Raw genomic sequence first — 19,763 nt, forward strand, 5'->3', positions numbered from 1 at the left:
TTGGCAAATCTCACTTGCTCTCTCATCATTCCCGTTTATAAAAATGAGAGTAATCTTCCGGATCTCTTAGCTGCATTGGCATCGCTCCATAAAGATTTACCACATAAACTTGAAGTGGTTTTTGTCATTGATGGTAGTCCAGACCGTTGTTATGAAATACTCTTACAAGAACTTTCCAACCATTCATTTTCTTCTCAATTGATTTTATTATCGCGTAATTTCGGCTCATTTTCTGCTATCCGTGCCGGTCTTCAAGCAGGCAACGGCGAGTATTTTGCAGTCATGGCAGCGGATCTTCAGGAACCGCCGGAATTGGTTCTTGAGATGTGGGCAGAGTTAGCAAAGAACGAAGTTGATGTTGCTATCGCAGTTCGCGAAGCGCGGAATGATCCTTTTTTAACCAGGCTGCCTTCCAATATATTTTGGGGCTTATATCGACGTTTTGTGGTCCCCGATGTCCCTCCAGGTGGCGTTGATATTTTTGGATGCAACCAACAATTTCGAGATCAGCTCCTGCAACTCGAAGAACGGCACAGTTCATTAATCGCTCAGATATTCTGGATGGGGTTTCGGCGCAAATTTATCAGCTATGAACGTCAAGAACGAAAGCACGGTAAGTCGGCATGGACTCTCAGCAAGAAAATTCATTACTTGTTAGATAGTACTTTCGCATTTACCGATCTACCGATCAGATTATTGATCCAAATAGGTGGTGCTACTTCTGTCTTATCTGCATTATTTGGCTTGCTTGTAATCATCCTGCGAATGTTAAATTGGATTGAAGTACCAGGTTACTCGGCCACGATTATCGCAATCGTTTTCTTTGGCGCATTCAATCTATTCTCTCTCGGGATTGTTGGATCCTATGCCTGGCGTACTTACGAAAATACTAAGTCGAGGCCTTTACATATCGTAATGCGACAGCATGAATTCATGAATCACCCCGAGGGCGATTCATGAATTCTCATCAAACAGAATTACAGCAAAGAGCATTAGATTACTCTCCAGTAAGTTTTTTACGTGGATATGAATCCGAAATTTCTAGATCAATTCTAGAGAACTTCAACACGTCGAAAGATCGGGGTGATTTAAACTGTTTGGGGAGTGATGTACGCCTCTGGTATCGAAAACTGGAGTGGGACAGCAATTATTTTCAATGTCCTATTTTCAGGATCGACTTTGTTGACTGGGATGAAGATATTAATAATCCTCAAATCCAAATTGCTGAAATAATTCAGTCCTTACAAAACGATCTTAAGCACCAACTGACAGATTACTATCTCTTTGCAGAAGTTCCTTCGGAAGATACTGTTGTTCTTCAGGCGCTGGGGTTGGCTGGAATACGACTGATCGAAACGCGGATCACCCATTACCAGAATCAATTGGAACTGGCTGAAAATCAAACACGGCAGAACGTACGCATCGCTCTCGAATCAGACATCCCCAACCTCCGGGAAGTTGCCATACAAGCCAAAAACGAATACGACCGGTTTCATGCCGATCCTTTTTTCTCAACAGAAACGGCGGATCAATATATCGCCGAATATGTGGAACAGTGTGTGCGTGGACTTACTGATGTTGTATTAGTTCCGGATGTGGATGCAGCACCCCCTGGTGCATTTGTGTGCGGCTCTGCAGGTATTGAAACCTTCGCAAATTTTCTAATCGGAAGACTGGTTCTGGTTGCAGTCAGTGAGTCTCGGAGAGGATGGTATCGCTGGTTGAACAGCGCATTAATGGATTGGATGCGGCAACAGGGAATGTCCTGCATCGTCAACACAACTCAATCAACGAACCGTGCCGTAATTCACGTTTGCGAAACACTCGGTTACAAATATGGTAGATCAACGCACATATATGCCGCATATAATAAACAATGAGGAAATCATGCTCGAATCGACACCGGATAATTTCACTACAGATGATCTCGACAATCAAAAAGCAACTCTATGGCTAAGCGGTGCAGCTCTTTTTTTGCTCTCAGCAGTTTTTTTTATAATTCAAGCCATGCACCCTCCTGACTGGGATGCATTTCAATACATGTCCATTGCCCAACAATTCAGCGAGACCGGCATGGAGTCTTATAAAAAAGATGTGCGAACCTATTTCTACCCATGGGTACTTTCTCTGATCATTTCTTTGTCAAAAGTGACTAATTTACCAACTCGCATCTTGCTGTTTGTATTTCAGACAAGCTTTTATTTCTTTTGTGTGAATCGACTGGCGAGAGCAATTTCAATAAAGAATAAAAAACTGGGACAAATCATTCTGGTTGTTCTCAGTGTAAATATTTTTGTGATACCATATTTATCTCTCTCACTGACAGAAGGAATTTTTCTCTCATTATTTATCTTATGGCTAAGTGCTTTTACCAGATTGGAAAAGTTCGTAAACAAAGACCATAATCCTTCTGATCTCAAAAAAGAAATCATTCTCATTGCTGCTGCTTCAGGCATCATCTTAGTAACACGTCCCGCGGGTTTGTGGATTTGCTGCACATCTTTTGTAATGTTACTGCTGAAATGGAAAGCCATTTATTCAAAGTTTAAACCGTTGCAGTTAACATTACTCTTGGTCCTCGCATTTTTCACTTTTGCAGCACCACTGATACCTCAATTTTATTTGAATGCGGTAAACTTTCAAAAAGCCTCTCCCTTCCCGGTGAAGGACCTTGCCGGTTTTCAGATTCAAGTCGGGATTGAAAACTTAAAGTACGGCACCAATATCAGTGGTGGTGAACCCGCAATATGGTATCCAAATCCATTCATGACGGACAATGCAGCCAGTGAGCTTGGTTATCGTTGGTATTTCTATCATCCTGTAAAAGCCTTTCTCACTGTGTTATTTAAATTCATTGCCGCATTCGATTTTGAGTATCTCTTCTGTTATGTTGCAGATTTACGGCCGCCATATCGCTGGCTCACGACCCTGACATCGCAGACGATCTTTATTATTGGTCTTTGGAGAGCCATAACTTACTGCACGAAGAAAGATTCTTTTATAGGCAACTATACCATGCCGCTTGTTTGCCTCTTTTTTTGGGGCCTGTTTACGATGCCAACCGCATTAGAACTTCGTTTCTCCCTGCCGATGCAGATTATTTTCCTGATTTTAACCGTTCAGTATCTTATGGAATATCGGAACTATGCTCGCCGTAATAAAATCAAAATGGTTGGGATCTATCTCGTATCAATGTTGATCATCGTTCCCATTGCCTATTATGTTTCTACTCTCAATGTATTGTTGAACCAATAGACATGACAAAACTGTGCCAGTCTTTTTTGCAACTGGCATCCATTTTTGAATCCGTTGAACTTTGAGTTTGACGTTTCAGCGGAGTGTTGCTGGAATGCTGACATTGGTACGAACGGAAGAAGAACAGAGTTAAGAAACGGCATTTGTTTGAGATAGTCCAACACACAGTGTGAATGCATCATATTTGAGAGCTCACTCCCGGCTCAGAATTGACTGCAGTCGGATCACAGACCTTCAAACACCTCATAGCTCATTATCCGACTCCGGATACGCTATTGGGAAATACACATCCTAACCCAATAACCTAAGGCCAACTGGCTCAAAATCAAGCGTTACTACACCGATCTACTTCAGCCAAGTCCTTGTACTGACTAAAAGTTAATTGACCTCTGGATCTCTGTTTGTAGAAAGCCCGGTCTTAAAAAGTCCAGCACGTTGCAAGTCGTAAAAAACTGGATTTGATTTCCTGTTAGTTGACCACAGGCTTGGAAATTTCCCCAAAAGATGAAATCCATCTTAGAATTTTGCGTATCGAAAAATAACAAGCGAGCAACCCGAACCGCAGCCATACGCCAACAGAAACAAACCACATTAGAACCCCAGGATACTGATGTCGGAAATGTTTCTTATAAAAACGCATCATCCCCTTATGTTTATTCCACTCCACGAAGACGCGCCGTGAACGACTGCAGGCTCCTTGAAAATGTGAGATTTTTGCATCAGGAACAAACTTGACCTTCCAGCCATGCTTCCAGAAACTCATGCACCAGTCCAAATCCTCACAATGCAGAAAGTAACCTTCATCGAGACCACCGACATCTTCGTATGCCTTACGTGGCACCATCATACATGCACCCGAGATGGCTTCTACTTCAATGGGCTGATCGGGTAACGGTTGAAGATGAAGATTGAAGTCTGAAAAGAGACGTGGATAACGATTTGAAAGGCACGAAAGACGGAATACGCGAACTAACGACCGCCAGGGAGTAGGTACAGCACGTCGGCCGCCTACTTGTTCTGAGCCATCACTATTAAGCAGCAGCCCTCCGACCATTCCAACCTGGGAATCCTCATCAAGACAAGCGATTAATTTTATGATGGAATCTTCTTCTACCTTACAATCAGGATTTAAAAAGAACAGATAGTCGCCTGTCACATGCCGGGCTCCGATATTGCAGGCGACTGCAAATCCCAGGTTTTCCTGGTTTTGGATAATGCGAATTCTGCAATCTTCTCCATAAGCAGAATTCATACGTGCAAGGCTGTCATCCATTGAAGCATTGTCAACGATCACGACATCAAGATTTGCATTGACGTTTAAAAGCGACTCTACACATAGGTGCAACTTATCAGCCGAATTGAAATTAACTATAATCACGCTGACTTGTGGTCGGCTAAGATTAACTGATGAGCTCATGAATTGGCTTCCGTGATAACCACTTTTTAAATTTACGCTGGAACTGAATCGGAATCATTTGACTGAGAACCCGACCAGCCTTTGTTCCTCTGAATCGAAATATCTTCACGAGAATTCTCTCAGAATTTGATAAGACATCTCCTGATGATTTGGGAGCGATGTATCCAGCAAGCCACTCATTACTCAGGTAATAAAGTGGAGCTTTTCTGTTTTCTTCGAGATCTCGTAGATAAGTGTTTCGATAAAAATCGTCATCCAATTTTTGTGAAAGAGGGCTGTTCGATTTTGGATGTACTTCAGAAATCCCATTCGTTTTTAACGTTGATAACACTTCAACCATATACTCTGCAGATGAATTCCACGGATAAACCTGAGCCCAGGACCTGCCAGCAACTCGCTCTGGGAAAGCACCAATATCCGGAACTAATACAGGAATTCCTTCGAACAGTGACTCACTCAGTGTGTAACTATAGGTTTCAGGCCATAAAGCGGGTAACCAAACGAGATCTGGTTTGATTTCCTTCAGTTTATTGGCAAATTGAGTAACTTCATACGGCCCATAAGTAGAAACACTCTTATCTAAAGGACGATAGGCATAGCCAAGTAAATGAAATTTTATCGAGATATTTTTTTCTTTTGCTAATATTGCTGTCGCTTCCAGCAGGTCGGCACCTTTTTCCCGACTGATTGCCCCTAAAATAAGAACATCTAAAGTCGATTTATTCGCATCCCAGCCTATCGGGTCGGGAAAGGCTGATAATTCTGAATCTGAGTGGTAGGCAACGATACTGTTAATTTCCGGGAAATAAGATTGAAATATTTCCGCAGTGCTGAGCGAAGGAAAAATCACACGCTCGCATTTGCTGAGGAATCCACTGACTTTTTCTCGCCAGTTCTCAACACTTTTCTCGCCAGGTAATGGATAAACTTCAGCACACAACTTATCGCGTGTATCGATGTCAGTACAGAAACGTCCTGATTTATCTGTGAGTGTAGGGCTGCCATTGATCAAGTAGAAATCATGAATCGTGCAATCCATCGAAACATCAAGATCTTGAGCCAGTTTCCAAAGGCATGTATGCAAACCGATGAGATGATGATAATGAATTCGCGATAACCCGATTGAATTTAATAAGTACACAAGGTCATTATACTCGTCGGGAACATTGAAGTGTAATTTCTCTTCAAACTGACCAAATAATAGATCGTATGTTTGATCGTTATTTTTCTTTAGAGTCAGAAAGTTTACTTTATCATCATAAACACGAATTAATTCTTGAATGTGTTTTTCAACACCTCCACCCAGGTTATGACTTATCAATAACACATTTGGTATTGTTGACTGACGATACATATCCAGAAAAGCACGGACTCGGAATAGTCTGGCAGGATCTTCTTGAATGTGCGACTCAATTAGCTGATGGTAGCCCGGATGCAACTCTTCCAGAGCGACCATTGCATTCTCAACTAAAGCTTGTTTTTTTGAAGAAAAACTCACACTTCCGACATGTGCAACAAATGTATCCAGACAGTAGATATTCTCCCACCCTTTACCTGCTGCTCGCATACAAAAATCGTTCTCTTCACCATATCCTTTACCAAACGCCTGCTCGTTGAAGTATCCGGCATCGTTCAGACAATCTCGCTTGATTAGCATGCAGAAACCAACCCCTGTTGGAATTTCAACACTACATCCATAATTGACGGAAGAAAACACTTGATCAAGAGCGGAAACCCCCATCGAGGGAACAGGATTTTCCTGACAGAAATTGGGAAAACTACAGATTGTGGCATTGTTTGAAACAGGAGTAACCGTCCCCGCCTTCGGATTTGAATATGCACAATCGACCATTCGATCGATCCAGTTATTGGCAACGATAGTATCACTATTCAGTAATACCATATCCGTTTGAGAATTGACTCTCATACCTTTATTCACAGTCGCTACAAATCCCAGATTTGTTTCATTTTCAATAAGTAGAAAACCGTGACACTCTGTAAAATTTTGGACCCATCGAGTCAATTCGTCATTCGGACTTTTGTCGTTTATGACAATCACATTACAGCAAATCTCATTCTGATCTAACGACTCTAATAATGATAATAAACAGTTTTTTGTATCATCTAATCCATCATATACGGGAATGATAATATCTACTAAATTCATCTTATGAAGAGCCTTTTTTTCTTTTTAAGACTGAGATATGAAACCAGTATTCTGGAGTTTTTTACTCTTGCGAAGCCTGTTGTGCAAAAGCGTATTGCTTGCCAATGTCTTCGATCTGGGCAGTGAGAGCAGTCAATCGTGTATCTCGTCTGTTGACCGTCATTTGTGCAATAACAAGTTCTTTTTGTTTCTGACTTAGTTCGTCTGAGACGTTTTCCAATTGCTCTTTGAGGGCACTTATTTCTACGTCTTTTTGTTCGAGGAGACGCTTAAAGTACTCAATTTGTCGTTGATAAGAGTGACTTAGAATCGCCCTCCCATAAAATTCATATTTCTTTTTCCAGGTTTCCAACAAATCAGGTGAGAGCGAGGCAATCTCGTTGATCCATTCCGGTGTTTCATCACCAACAGCCAGAACCCCAAGGCCATAAGAATGAGTAAATCCAAAACCAGGGTATTGCTTCAACAATTCATCCCACAATTGCCAGACGCCAAAGTCACTATATCTCACTTCTATATCGTGAAACAAAACCACCCCTTGAGTCGACATCTTGGGTAACCAGGTTTCAAAATCGTGTTTGACTGCCTCATAAGTATGCAAACCATCAATGTGCAATAGATCAATGCTCCCTTCACTGAAGTGAGAGAGGGCCTCATCAAATGTCATCTGCATTAAAGTGGAAAATGTACTATATTTTTCATTATGATATGCGGACAGAGTTTCATAAATATCGGTTCCATAGAGCTCAGCATCACTACCGGCATGCTCATCACCCTGCCAGGTATCAACGGAGCAACACTTAGTTCCGGTCTGAAAGTGCTCTACCGCCTGACAAAACGACAAATAAGAGTCACCTTTGTGCGTCCCTAGTTCGACAAAACGTTTCGGTTTTGTATTCCTGATTATTTCAAAAGCAAAGGGGATATGCCCATGCCAGGAATCAATGTCACTTAAAAATTCTGGTTCCAGGATGTTTTCTCTAGTGTTATTCGGGATGTGCATCATAGCTCATATCATTAGAGACATAATTGATGGGTTATTACGACAAATAGTTCCAGTTAAAATCAGACTGTCTCTGACTTGGGATGAGTTCGCTTTTCAAGCAGCGCGCTTCACCAGCTCTAAAAATTTGGAATAGTCTCGTATATAATCATCTGAGTCGTAAAACTCAGATGCAAAAACAAGCAAAACAGCATCGGTAGAGTAGTTGTATTGAACACCCCATGTCATGGGAGGGAGATAAACTCCCATTTGAGGTCGATCAAGTAAAATTTCATCGCGCAAATCACCGTCGTCCACAACAACGCTCACACTCCCTTTCACAGCAATCAGAAATTGTCCACACTGAAAGTGGGCGTGTTCTCCGCGAACTTCTGCAGTGGGAACATCGTAAACGAGAAAATAGCGTTTGGGAACGAAGGGAATTTCACGCTCAAACTCACCTACGGAAAGGCTGCCTCGGAGATCAGGAACCTTATTGAAATGGTGAACTGTTACATCCCGCACGCGAGTTTGGCGAAAACCCAAAGGGATTGAATCCACTTGATTGATATTGATTGTCGGGTCTTCAGAGCTGTACGTTTCCACATAACCAATGATTTTGGCTGGGTTCCCCTCGACAATGGCAAGGGGCGGTACGGAACGTGTCACTACAGAACCAGGTGCAACGCGGGCACGAACCCCCACAGTGACCCCTGAAAGGATTGTTGCATTCGCGCCGATCTCTGCCTCTTCCTCAATGACAGCAGCCTGATTTCCGTTTTCGTCGTGGCCTAGAATGACAGCGTTGGGGCCAATTTTTGCCGATTTGTCAATATTGACTCCCTGCCCGTAATAAACCCCAGGAACATTGATTCGGGAGCCTTCCACCGAGGGACTACTCTCTGAGAATAACACTCTCAGTTCGTCAGAAGCATCTACCACTCTGTACTCCTTCACAGATACACTTAGCTTACTTGCTAAGGGGCTTTCTTTGGATAGGCCGTCAAAAAAAACAACAAAACCACCCAATACAACGTATTTAAATCCAAATATGCAAAACAGAACACACTAATTTTGACGCTGAGTATTTGAATCGAAAACAGTGGCATTCCCTGCCTTTAAGGGATGTATATCAAATTGTTCTTACTAGTGCAATTGAATTTTTCCCCTGCATTAACAGCATAAATCACCTAAACTTGCTTCGATTCAGCCCATGTCATACCAGATGCGTAAGTCTCATATCCTATATCTACTGGAACCCACCTTGTGAAACAGGGGGGACTCATATATATAGAGTCTCTAATTGTTCGAATCGTATAATGGGATTTCTATTTTGATGGCAGTCCCATACACACGAATACTGCGTCAAAATAATAAGACGCTTGGCCTCAACGCCTGTTACACTTACACTAAGCTTTCTAGACGGTCATAGAGTGTCAGAGCCTGAATTAGTAATTGGAGTTCTGGGAGCCACAAGCTTCGTTGGCGACCGGCTCTTTGCGCCAGAATTCACACAAATCTCGGACCGAGACTATTCCTGGACTGCATTCAGTCGAAATCAACAAAAATTGACGCATGAAGAGACCAGCAAGATCCAATGGTGTCTGCTAAATGATAGCCCTCTAGCGACTGGCAAACAGAGGATCGAATATTGGATTTGCCTGGCACCAATTTGGGTCTTACCTGAATATTTTCCCTTATTAAAATCATGCGGTGCACGCCGCATTGTTGCACTCAGTTCTACCAGCCGTTTTACAAAAGAAGATTCGATCGATCTTACAGAACAACAACTCGCCAATCGTTTAGCAGACGGTGAACACCAATTAATCAGCTGGGCAGAGCAACATCAAATCGAATGGATTATAATTCGAACCACTATGATTTATGGCTGGGGACGTGACCAGAACATCACAAGGATTTCTCGATTTATTCAACGTTTTGGTTTTTTTCCACTTTTAGGCAAGGCCAATGGCTTAAGACAACCTATCCATGTCGATGATGTTGCACAGTTTTGTCACCTGGCACTCTTCAAAAAAAACATAACCAACAAAGCATACAATATTTCAGGTGGAGAATCGTTATCATACAAAAATATGGTCGAAAGGATATTTGCCACCTTGGGTGTAAAACCAATTTTTTTCCACTTACCTCTATTTTTTTTTCGAATTATCATAACACTCTTGCACATCTTTCCACGCTTTAAAAAAGTGTCCGTCGGCATGGCTAAAAGAATGAACCAAGACCTTACTTTCCCCAATAAGAATGTGAAGAATGATTTTGAATTTGAGCCAAGAGGATTTGAACTAAGTAAGGATGATGTTGGTTTATGACAAAAGAGGACTTAACTCTACTTGGCTTTCGCTGTTAGTTTTTAGTTTTCATGATTCTTTTCTACTCATGAAACTATATTCCAGAGAACATTGCCCTCAGTATTGGCTTAGCCATGGATGATCAGTCACTAGAAAGCATCATCGAACAACTATCCGATGAAACCGATTGGCTCAGCAGAGGGAAGGCTGTTCGCAGTCTAATTGCACATGGAGAAGCTGCTGTTCCATGGTTGGACAGAGTGTTCGAGTTGCTCTTTGATCCAAAGACGCCCATTCGCGACTCTTCGGGAGTTCTGATCAAAAAGCTGGGAGCTGCTGCTGTCCCATTTCTACTTCACAAACTCGAGTCTGAGAATGCCGCTCATCGCAAAGAAGCGATCTGGTTGCTCATTGAGTGCGAAAATCACGACAGTACTACAACCAGAATAACAAAACAGGTGCTGGACGACCGAAATCCGACACTGCCTAATTGGGGCCAGAATCCAGACGTCATCTTAAACCAGTTTCGCGAATGTTTGTCAGATACCGACCGGCATGTACGATTTACTGCAGCTTCCGCGCTGGAGGAATTCGGAATTGAAATCCCCGCCACGATTCTGGTGTTTATAGAAACACTGATGCATGGCTCAAGCCACGAGCAGAATTGGGCCGCTCTCCGCCTTGGGCGGATTGGTGAACCGGCAATGACCGCATGCGACGCGCTGAATGCTGCTACTGAATCGGAGTGCAAATATACTCGGCTGGCAGCAAAGAACGCCATTACACACATCTGTGGCAAACAGGAGTCGAATTAAGAGCATGCCATAACATCAGAATATTGATGCAATTCATCGATCGTTGGATCAACATCTCTGCGACGGATGAATGGACTACTGCTGGCTAAAGGTCTGATCCCGCAAGCTGGCATCGCCGCTGTCATCACGTACGTTGTTGAGTGCTCCTGTCAGGAGGAAGCCATCAATCTTGGACTGCGCGGCTGCCAATTGAGATTGTGCATCCACAAATTTCAGATTGGTGTCAAAAAATGTTTTCCGTGCCAGCAGAATCTGGACGAAACCAACCTCACCTGCCTGATACGCCTGATTCGCGATATCCAGAGACTCCTTGGCACTGGGAAGAATATTAGTCGAATACAGTTCAATGGCTGCTGTGGCTGTATCATACTCTTTGGAAACAACTGCCAATCGCTCCTCAATGGCGTTTTTGATCCGCAAGGCCTCCATTTGTGCCCGACAGATTTCTGCCTGAGCCGCACTGATGTTACCCTGGTTTTTATTACTGATCGGCAAAGGCACACCCACCTGCAGATTCAACATTCCTGAGTTGGTCCCGTAGTCGACCCCCGCCCCCAACTGTGCCGTCATATTAGGGATAGGCTGAACCTCCTGCCGCTCCAAGCCGGCATAGGCTCGGGAAATTCGATCGTGCGCGGCAGCGTACTCCGGGCTGGATGTGACGATATTGGTAGCCAGTCCTTCCCAGTCAACCACATCTATTTTTGAAGGAAGCGTTCCCTGCAATTTTGTGTATTCCAACTCCGGAATGCCTGAGATCGCGGCAATTTCTCTCCAGACGGCTGCCAGTTTTGCTTTGGTCTGTCGTTGCGTCAGATGAACTTCACTTTTCAAGATTTTAGACTGTAGCACATCTACCCGGGTCCCTTCTCCGGCTTCCCTGCGTTGAATAGCAAAGTCCAGTCCCTGCTCTGCCACCTGCGAGAATTCAGAAATCAGATCCAGCTGTTTCTGTAGTGCCAGCGCCTGATAAAAACGGATTTGAATATCTGTCCTGACTCGGAACCGCTGGGCTTCCAGTTCTTGTAACTGAGCAGACAAGGTCGCATTCAAGACACGATTATTCAATTCGAGCTTGTTCGCAGTCACGAACTCCCGCTCGATAAAAGCCAGATGCTGATCGGTCCCACGGTCAGCGAGTTGCTGTCCCTGATATCCCACGGTCGGATTCGGTCGCGTCGTCACTTGCTCTCGATATCCGGCTGCTTTCTGAGTGGTAGCAGCGAGTTCCTGAATGGCAGGATTGTTTGAAAGGGCTATCGATTCCAGATCCTGCAGAGACATCCCACCGGTCAGGACTGGTTGATCTCCGGCCGCGGGAGCCTGAATCGGTTCCAGCGGTGTCGGATAAAGCTGCTCTTCCGCATCAACCAGTTTCACCGACTCAGTGTTTTCAACATCACTGGCAACAATCTTATGACTTGCAGTCGAAACGGAATCTTGTTCCCTGTCTGTCTCAGCTTTAAATTCAGGTTTCTTGTTCTTACTGGTCGCAACGAGAGGCTTCGGTTGCTCAATCTCGTTTTTCGCGATGAAAGGATTCATTGAACAGCCTGTCACCAGTATGGAACCTGCAACAAAAGCCATTCCGAACGTCTTTACCTGGACCCCGTAACCGTCATGTTTTGAACGTACCATGGTTGACTTTGACACCTGTAAACGTTTCAGAATTGATGAATCGTCCGATTGTCCGTAATCTGACGATACAACTATTTTGTTCGGTTGTGCCATTCAATCAACCTGAGCGATTCCCGTGAAATCGCCCCTGTGCTGAATACTATTGCTATAGTAATCAGCAGAACCCACACAAATTAACATTAAGAGACCATTAGGCAGGACGAAGTCCCTTATGCACATTCGCACAGAACGTGACCACAGTCGATCCTGCAGCATTACTCCGAGCATCTGTGAAACAATTTCTGCGTGTTCATACAAATTTCACATACTGTCACTGCGATGTTGATTTCCCTGTTGAGTATAATCGCTAATGAAATTCAACTATCAGACCTTCATCGAACCCGCCCACCGGAAAAACGAAAACATCAATTTGTCCTGCCAGCTTTGATACCCCCCCCAACTCCAAAGGAGTCCAGCGAATGGACCTGCGTCATATCGGATCGCTCATTTTGTTAGCAACTTGTGGAATCTGTAAGCTCACTAACGCTCTGGAAGCGTCTGAGCAGACGATCGTCATTGATCGAAAGTCAAACGAATTTAAAGGAAAAGTTACGTACAACAAAACGTTTTCTGCCAAGGCTAATCAAACCGAGTCCACACTGCTCTTCGAGCAGAATCTGCAAAAACAAAGTTCGGGTGGATATTGGAACGTAAGCATCAATGGCAAAATCCTCGGCCGACTTGAAGCGCATACTCCCCAAATCGGTTCAGATAAAAACCATGACGGATTTCACCGCATCGGCTTTGCTTTGCCTTCCCAAGTTCTCAAAGAGGGTGAGAACAGACTGACGGTCACAGGTCGTGGACAACCCGCGGTGTTACGCAATTTTGTTTTGGAACCCCACTCCCTGAAACAGGTACTACAACTGGAAGCGGTTACCGTGAAAGTGACCACGCCAAAGGGACAACCCGTGCCTGCACGCATCACAGTAGTAAACCAACGAGGACAACTCGCAAAGCTCTACAATGCACGTCAGCCGACCACCGCAGTACGCCCCGGTATCCTCTATACATTGGGAACCGGCGATTCCTTTGAGCTGCCTCCAGGAAAGTACACCTTGTATGCCACGCGCGGCATGGAATGGGGCGTCGCCAGACAGCCAATCGTTGTTGAGAAACAGAAGTCACAGCATCACACGTTGGTCATTTCACGCGAAGTTGATACAACTGGTTTTATCGCCTGCGACAGCCATATTCATACACTACCTGGCAGCGGTCACGGAAATGCCACTTTCGAAGAACGCATGATTACAATTGCCGGCGAAGGAATTGAAGTGGCAGTTGCCACAGATCACAATCACATTTCGGATTATACAAGATATCAAAAGGCCGCGGGGACTCAAACTCATTTCCATTCGATTTCTGGCGATGAGGTCACAACTCGCAACGGTCATTTTACTGCATTCCCATTTGATCCTGAAAAGGCAGTTCCCGGCGGTGTGAAGGGACGCAATCCCCTGTTTTTGAAAAATGATAATTGGAATGAGCTGATCGCCGACATGCGAAAGAAAGGGGCTGAAGTCATCATCTTGAATCATCCCTATTGGCCCAGCATCCTCGAAGGTCCCTTCGGACGATTTCGTTTCAATCGCAGCACAGGTAAGCGAAGTGAGGGGCCTGCTTTTAATTTCAACGGTTACGAAGTGGTACAACCGGCAAATGAAACTCCTGATTTTTTCTATGCGCTTGAAGACTGGATGTCACTCCTTAATCGCGGATTAAAACTCACTGCTGTCGGGGCCACTGATTCTCACACGGTCAACGATCCCGTCGGTCAGGCCCGCACTTATCTCAAAAGTCATACAGACGACATTACTCAGATCAATCGTAAAGAAGTCTATCGCGCATTCACAGAAGGCCGGGCAACGGCAGCAGCAGGCATCTTTGCCAACCTGACACTGAATGAACAATTTGGCATGGGAGACCTTGCTTCAGCAGAAGCACTTAAAAACAGCAGTAACAACCAAAGCTTAAAGTTGACTGCTAGTTTACGAGTGGCAGCCCCTTCTTGGGTCCGTCCTCGTGAAGCCATGATCTATGTGAATGGAAAAAAAGTCGCACAGAAAACCATCGAGTCCACATTGAACCAGCCCACAGACCAGACGCTCGAGTTTTCGCTCGAATTACCTCCACATGATGCATACGTGGTGGCATTTGTCCTGGGAGATGGGATTACACTGCCCGGCTGGACCACCTATGGCAAGGCCACGCAGGCAATCACAAATCCGATTTTTCTGGATAGAGATGGTGACGGAAAATATAGCGCCCCCCGTGCTACTGCCAAAAGACTCATCACCGATTTTAGAAATCAGCATGAGAAGCTCACGCAGGCTCTAAAGAAAAAGCTACTGAAATCTGAGGCGATTAAATCAGACTCAGCCGTCTTGCTGCACGCCAAAGAACTGCTTCAACAGGAATCGGCGACAACGAATGAATAACAAAAGTTTTCCCGATCGTTTCTGGCAGTCGGAAATCTTCAACCTGTCACCAGTTTCGTTTGAAACTCACCTTCGTTGATTGTGGGACGTTCGGGACGACCGTTGTATTTGTAGACCAGTTTCATGCGGTCCAGACCTAACAGATGGAGGATCGATGCATGCAGGTCGTGGACGTGCATGCGATCTTCTATGGCCCGCAGTCCCAATTCATCGGTCGCGCCAATGGTTTGACCGCCTTTGACACCTCCCCCGGCCATCCACATGGTGAATCCCGTTGGATTGTGATCACGCCCGTCTCCTTTTTCTGACATGGGTGTGCGTCCGAATTCTCCCCCCCAAACAACAAGAGTCTCATCTAATAAACCGCGCTGTTTTAAGTCTTTGATCAAACCGGCAACCGGAAGGTCCATCACCTTACAGTGCTTGGTATGATTTTTCTCAATGCCGGTATGGGCATCCCACTTACTCCCGGCGCCATGATAAAGCTGGACAAAGCGAACACCTCGCTCGACCAGCCGTCGTGACATCAGGCACAACTGACCAAAAGAGGATGTTTCTTCCTGATCCATCCCGTAGAGCTTCCGGGTTGTCTCAGTCTCTTGGCTAAGGTCGACTGCCTCTGGAGCTTCGGCCTGCATACGGAATGCCAACTCATAACTGGCGATACGTGCTTCGAGTTCGGTTTGTCTGGTATGTTGGCTTGCAAATCCCTGATTCAGTGATTTCAGAAGTGATAATTTCGTACGCTGACGTCTGTCAGAAATTCCTTCAGGATTGTTCAAATTTGGAATTGGTTGCTTTCCTTCCCGCAATTGAATCCCCTGATAAACCGCCGGCATAAACCCGGTTCCCCAATTGCGAGGTCCATTTACAACCGATGAGCGGTTGTCCTGCATTACAACGAACGAGGGAAGATTCCTGTTTTCCGAGCCGAGCCCGTATGTCACCCAACTCCCCAACGAAGGACGACCACCAATTAATGAGCACGTATTCATCTGGCAGACACTCGATGAATGGTTGAGACCATCTGCCCAGCAGGAACGTATTACGGCAATATCGTCAACGCAGGTCGCGATTTCGGGAAGCCAGTCGGAAACCCAGGTGCCCGCTTCGCCATGTTGTTTCCATTTTCGTTTTGACACCAATAGAGGTGACCGAGATTCCCCTGCCGCCGTTAGAATTTCTCCAAAGCTATCAGGGAGAGACTGGCCCGCCAGTTTATTCAAGAGTGGTTTGGGATCAAACAGATCGATGTGGCTTGGTCCGCCTTCCATAAACAAAAAGATAATATTCTTCGCCTTCGGTCGATGATGCGGCAACTGTCCGGCAGTGGCAGAAAATTTGTCGGAAGCAGACAAAGCCTCGTCCTGCGCAAGCAGACTCGCCAAAGCAACGGAACCAAATCCGAATCCACTCTTTTCCAGAAACTCTCGACGGGTTCGCGGTATTTCAATGTGCGGTGTGGAGAACATAGATTTGCCTTAGTGCACGTATAAAAATTCATTTGAGTTAAGAAGAATGTGACAAAGGTCAACAAACGCCTCACGACGAGGATTGCCGGCCGAAGTCATCCGGTCATTCTGGGTAATATTGTACTGATTGGTAGAACTGTCCTGAAACATGCCTGGTACAGGATCAAACTTCCAATACCCCAGTGTTTCCTTCATAACCGACTCCTGTGTGAAGAGTAGCGACGGAACGTCCAGGGCCTCAGATGTAATCCGGATATCGTCAATCAGTCCGTCAAATAAACTATTACGATTACGAACCATGCGACCGATGGCGAGTGGCTGGTTATTATTGCCCAGAACCTGGATGGTATTGTGTTTTTTCGTAATCCGGCCTAATTGCTCATCATCGTTCGAGAGATCTTTCAGATAAAAGTCAATTTCGCCGGCGCGCTTCCCCGAGACGTGAAAACTGACCGCGGCATAATACGGCGTATTGAATTCAATATGTTGATCAGAAAAAACGATCTCGTCGCGAACGGTTCCGTCACTTTTTTTACCGTATGTCCGAAACACTAGTGTTTGTGGCTTACGTCGGGAGCCGCGCCCCGTGACGCCGAACAACCAGCCCGGCTCAGAAACCTTGCCGCTCCACTTTGAAACAAGCGTACGAACAGCCCCTGATTCGTACACCGAACGTATTTGGAAGAAGGCTTCTATCGTGCAGTTCTCCGGAGTCAGTCGTTTGTCATCTGCGACATAAAAAGAAGATGGTTTATCCGCGTGAAACACAACTGACTGCCCGTTGCGGTAAGGCATCGTCGCGGTTTCCACTTGCTGCAGATTCACCGTTGGTTTCTGCTCCGACAACAGTTTCGATTGACGATTGAGAAACTCTTCAGCCATTAACAATTCATCGTTGGTAACAGTCCTGCCGAAAACAATTTCCCATGCTCGTTTCAGTGCCGCTCTTTCTTTCTCTTTATCAGGGACTGCTGCAACTTCATCATCAGCCCTTTTCGACAGTTGATCGGCAAACCGCAGCATTTGCTGACTGTTGAACAACTGTAGTGATTGAACGGGAGACGTCGTCGTATCGCGGGCAGGCACGCTGACGAAAAACCGAGGTAAGTCAAACACATCCAGTAAGGGATCACGACTGTTTCTCATCACCCGTAAATAAATTGACCGTCGTGGTATACTGGGAGTCACGCCGGGACCACCAGCCTGAAGATCAAGCTGCCCGGTCACAGCTAAGATGGAATCGCGGATTTGCTCTGCGTCGAGTCGGCGCGTCTCCGCACTCCAGTAATATTTGTTGGCGGGATCGATGGAGACCATTTCCTTTTCAAGCGGATGCTGAGTGGATTGGCGATAGGTTGCAGAGGTAACAATCAAACGATGCAGGCTTTTGAATCGCCAGCCGCGTTCGAGAAAGTTTCGTGTCAGCCAATCAAGTAATTCAGGATGTGATGGTGTCCCCCCCAGGCGACCTAAATCGCTGCTATGCGGTGCCAGTCCTTTGCCGAAGTGATACTGCCAGATACGATTGACGATCACGCGTGTCGACAGCGGATTGCTTTGCTGTGTAAGCCATCTCGCCAATGCTGTTCTGCGACTGGTGGTATCCTTACGCGGAGCGCCAAAATAATCGACAGCCGACTCATCAAGAATGGACAGGAATCCGGGCTCACATTCTGTACGTTTCTTAGGGATCGTTGTCCTGGGTGCATCCGGGCCGACATCTCTGACCTGCTGCGCAACCGGTAGCGGAGCTGGCTTCTGCTTATCGTACTTTTCCAGTTTGCGTCTTAACGCCAGGACCTTTTCCTTATCCGCCGGTTTCAGTTGCTTGTCGAGGTTCTTATAATTGTGTTCCACCTGACGCCATGCCAGCCTGACCAACTGTTGCTCTTTTGGAGATCGTTCGTCCTCAGGCTTATTAATCATAGCCTGAATGTTGGGAGGAAACGACTTAATGACGGCTTTGGCTTTCTCTCGATAAGGGGCTTCGATCTCCGATAGTTCTTTACGTATCTTTTCCGTGGCCTGCTCCCAGGCATCCATTTCAAGACGGTGTTTTTCAAGTTGCTCTGGTGTCGCAACCTCCCGGCTGGCTTGAATCAGGATCGGTTCAAAGAAAGCGCGTAACTGGAAATAATCTTTTTGCAGAATGGGGTCAAACTTATGGTCATGACACTTGGCACATTGCATGCTCACTCCCAGGAAAACATCACCAACAGTGTCTGTTAATTCGTTTAACATGATGTCCCACTGACCGGCGACATCACGGCTATTCCATTCATAAATCCCGTGAGTCAGAAAACCTGTTGCAATTTGTGCATCGACATCATTCGGAAACAGTTCATCTCCTGCCAACTGTTCCTGAACGAACTGATTGTAAGGCTTATCCTCATTGAACGATCGAATTACATAATCCCGATAGCGCCATGCATTGGGGCGATAGCCGTCAGCACGGTAGCCGTCTGAATCGGCGTACCTCGCAACATCGAGCCAGTGCCGCGCCCAACGTTCTCCATAGCGTGGACTTTCGAGCAATCGATCGACAAGCTTCTCGTAAGCATCAGGACGCGGATCATTCACGAAATTCTGCACTTCCTCAGGTGTGGGAGGCAAGCCGTGCAAATCAAAATAGACCCGGCGTATCAGTGCTTCCCGGCTCGCTTCCGGCGCAGCGGTCAGCCCATGCTGCTCTAACCTGGAAAGAATAAACTGGTCGACTTCATTCCTGCACCAGCCACGTGTCTTAGTTACGGGCACAGTGACGTCCAGCAAGGGTTGAATCGCCCACCAGGTGCGGTCCTCATCGGTAAACTCGGGGCCCTGCCCCTTGCGAACCGGAACCGAATCGTCTGCCCCAGGCCAGGGAGCACCAAGGGAGACCCATCTTTCGAGCACCTTGATCTGGTCCTCCTTCAATTTTCCCGAAGGGGGCATCTCGTACGATTCATAGCGAACCGACTCGATGAGTAAACTTTCGTCCGGTTTGCCTGGAATGATGGATTTCCCTGACTCTCCTCCCAACAGCAGATGGCCGCGTGTGTCAAGCCGCAGGGCTCCTTTCTGCTCCTGCTCACCATGGCAAGACCAGCAGTGTTTCGAGAGCAGAGGGCGCACTTCTTTCTCAAAGAACTTCATGACTTCCGGTGAAAGATCGGCGGCATTTGCTGAAGACATCATCGGTAAGAAAATGAAATAAATGCACACACTGTTTTTAAATAGATTACGCATAAA

Annotated in this window: 13 protein-coding genes; 6 read left to right on the forward strand and 7 right to left on the reverse strand. The window is 45.7% G+C overall.

The genetic code is table 11. The features are described 5' to 3' along the window. From Pan241w_RS15010 to Pan241w_RS15020, 3 genes are read left to right on the forward strand one after another with little or no spacing between them, the layout of a single operon-like run. Nucleotides 1-960, forward strand: a complete 960-nt coding sequence (locus Pan241w_RS15010) for a glycosyltransferase family 2 protein (protein ID WP_145217283.1) — start codon at nucleotides 1-3, stop codon at nucleotides 958-960. After that, nucleotides 957-1,880 carry a GNAT family protein gene (locus tag Pan241w_RS15015; RefSeq protein ID WP_145217286.1) on the forward strand — a complete coding sequence of 308 codons (924 nt, stop codon included), beginning with the start codon at nucleotides 957-959 and terminating at the stop codon, nucleotides 1,878-1,880. The genes Pan241w_RS15010 and Pan241w_RS15015 overlap by 4 nt, the downstream gene beginning before the upstream one ends. Nucleotides 1,881-1,887: 7 nt before the next feature. Continuing rightward, a complete protein-coding gene (locus Pan241w_RS15020; protein ID WP_145217290.1) occupies nucleotides 1,888-3,255 on the forward strand; it encodes a hypothetical protein in 1,368 nt (455 codons plus the stop codon). 469 nt (nucleotides 3,256-3,724) lie between these two features. Here the strand turns inward: Pan241w_RS15020 and Pan241w_RS15025 are convergent, their stop codons facing one another. From Pan241w_RS15025 to Pan241w_RS15040, 4 genes are all read right to left on the reverse strand, one after another. Further along, the gene (locus tag Pan241w_RS15025) at nucleotides 3,725-4,672 is read right to left on the reverse strand and encodes a glycosyltransferase family 2 protein (RefSeq protein ID WP_145217293.1); all 948 of its coding nucleotides are present in this window, start codon (nucleotides 4,670-4,672) and stop codon (nucleotides 3,725-3,727) included. Next, entirely contained in the window at nucleotides 4,656-6,839 is a 2,184-nt protein-coding gene (locus Pan241w_RS15030) for a glycosyltransferase (protein ID WP_145217296.1), read from the reverse strand. Before Pan241w_RS15030 ends, Pan241w_RS15025 begins: the two co-directional genes overlap by 17 nt. Nucleotides 6,840-6,900: 61 nt before the next feature. Continuing rightward, entirely contained in the window at nucleotides 6,901-7,845 is a 945-nt protein-coding gene (locus Pan241w_RS15035; protein ID WP_145217299.1) for a class I SAM-dependent methyltransferase, read from the reverse strand. A 93-nt stretch (nucleotides 7,846-7,938) separates the two neighbouring features. Continuing rightward, entirely contained in the window at nucleotides 7,939-8,763 is an 825-nt protein-coding gene (locus Pan241w_RS15040) for a WxcM-like domain-containing protein (RefSeq protein ID WP_197999942.1), read from the reverse strand. A 491-nt stretch (nucleotides 8,764-9,254) separates the two neighbouring features. On the opposite strand from Pan241w_RS15040, the gene Pan241w_RS15045 reads away from it, so the two are divergent. Both Pan241w_RS15045 and Pan241w_RS15050 read left to right on the forward strand, forming a co-directional pair. After that, nucleotides 9,255-10,151, forward strand: a complete 897-nt coding sequence (locus Pan241w_RS15045; protein ID WP_145217305.1) for an NAD-dependent epimerase/dehydratase family protein — start codon at nucleotides 9,255-9,257, stop codon at nucleotides 10,149-10,151. Nucleotides 10,152-10,390: 239 nt separating this feature from the next. Continuing rightward, on the forward strand, nucleotides 10,391-10,945 hold the full coding sequence (locus Pan241w_RS15050; protein ID WP_145217308.1) for a HEAT repeat domain-containing protein: 555 nt from the start codon (nucleotides 10,391-10,393) through the stop codon (nucleotides 10,943-10,945). A 75-nt stretch (nucleotides 10,946-11,020) separates the two neighbouring features. Here Pan241w_RS15050 and Pan241w_RS15055 read toward each other — a convergent pair whose 3' ends face one another. Further along, on the reverse strand, nucleotides 11,021-12,490 hold the full coding sequence (locus Pan241w_RS15055) for a TolC family protein (protein WP_232107157.1): 1,470 nt from the start codon (nucleotides 12,488-12,490) through the stop codon (nucleotides 11,021-11,023). Nucleotides 12,491-13,041: 551 nt separating this feature from the next. Between Pan241w_RS15055 and Pan241w_RS15060 the strand changes: the two genes are divergently transcribed. Continuing rightward, on the forward strand, nucleotides 13,042-15,060 hold the full coding sequence (locus Pan241w_RS15060; protein WP_145217314.1) for a CehA/McbA family metallohydrolase: 2,019 nt from the start codon (nucleotides 13,042-13,044) through the stop codon (nucleotides 15,058-15,060). A 38-nt stretch (nucleotides 15,061-15,098) separates the two neighbouring features. Here the strand turns inward: Pan241w_RS15060 and Pan241w_RS15065 are convergent, their stop codons facing one another. Then, nucleotides 15,099-16,532, reverse strand: a complete 1,434-nt coding sequence (locus Pan241w_RS15065) for a DUF1501 domain-containing protein (RefSeq protein WP_145217317.1) — start codon at nucleotides 16,530-16,532, stop codon at nucleotides 15,099-15,101. Nucleotides 16,533-16,541: 9 nt separating this feature from the next. Then, nucleotides 16,542-19,760, reverse strand: a complete 3,219-nt coding sequence (locus Pan241w_RS15070) for a DUF1549 domain-containing protein (RefSeq protein ID WP_145217320.1) — start codon at nucleotides 19,758-19,760, stop codon at nucleotides 16,542-16,544. Nucleotides 19,761-19,763 lie beyond the last annotated feature (3 nt).

The sequence above is a fragment of the Gimesia alba genome, assembly GCF_007744675.1.
Classification (GTDB): Bacteria; Planctomycetota; Planctomycetia; order Planctomycetales; family Planctomycetaceae; genus Gimesia; species Gimesia alba.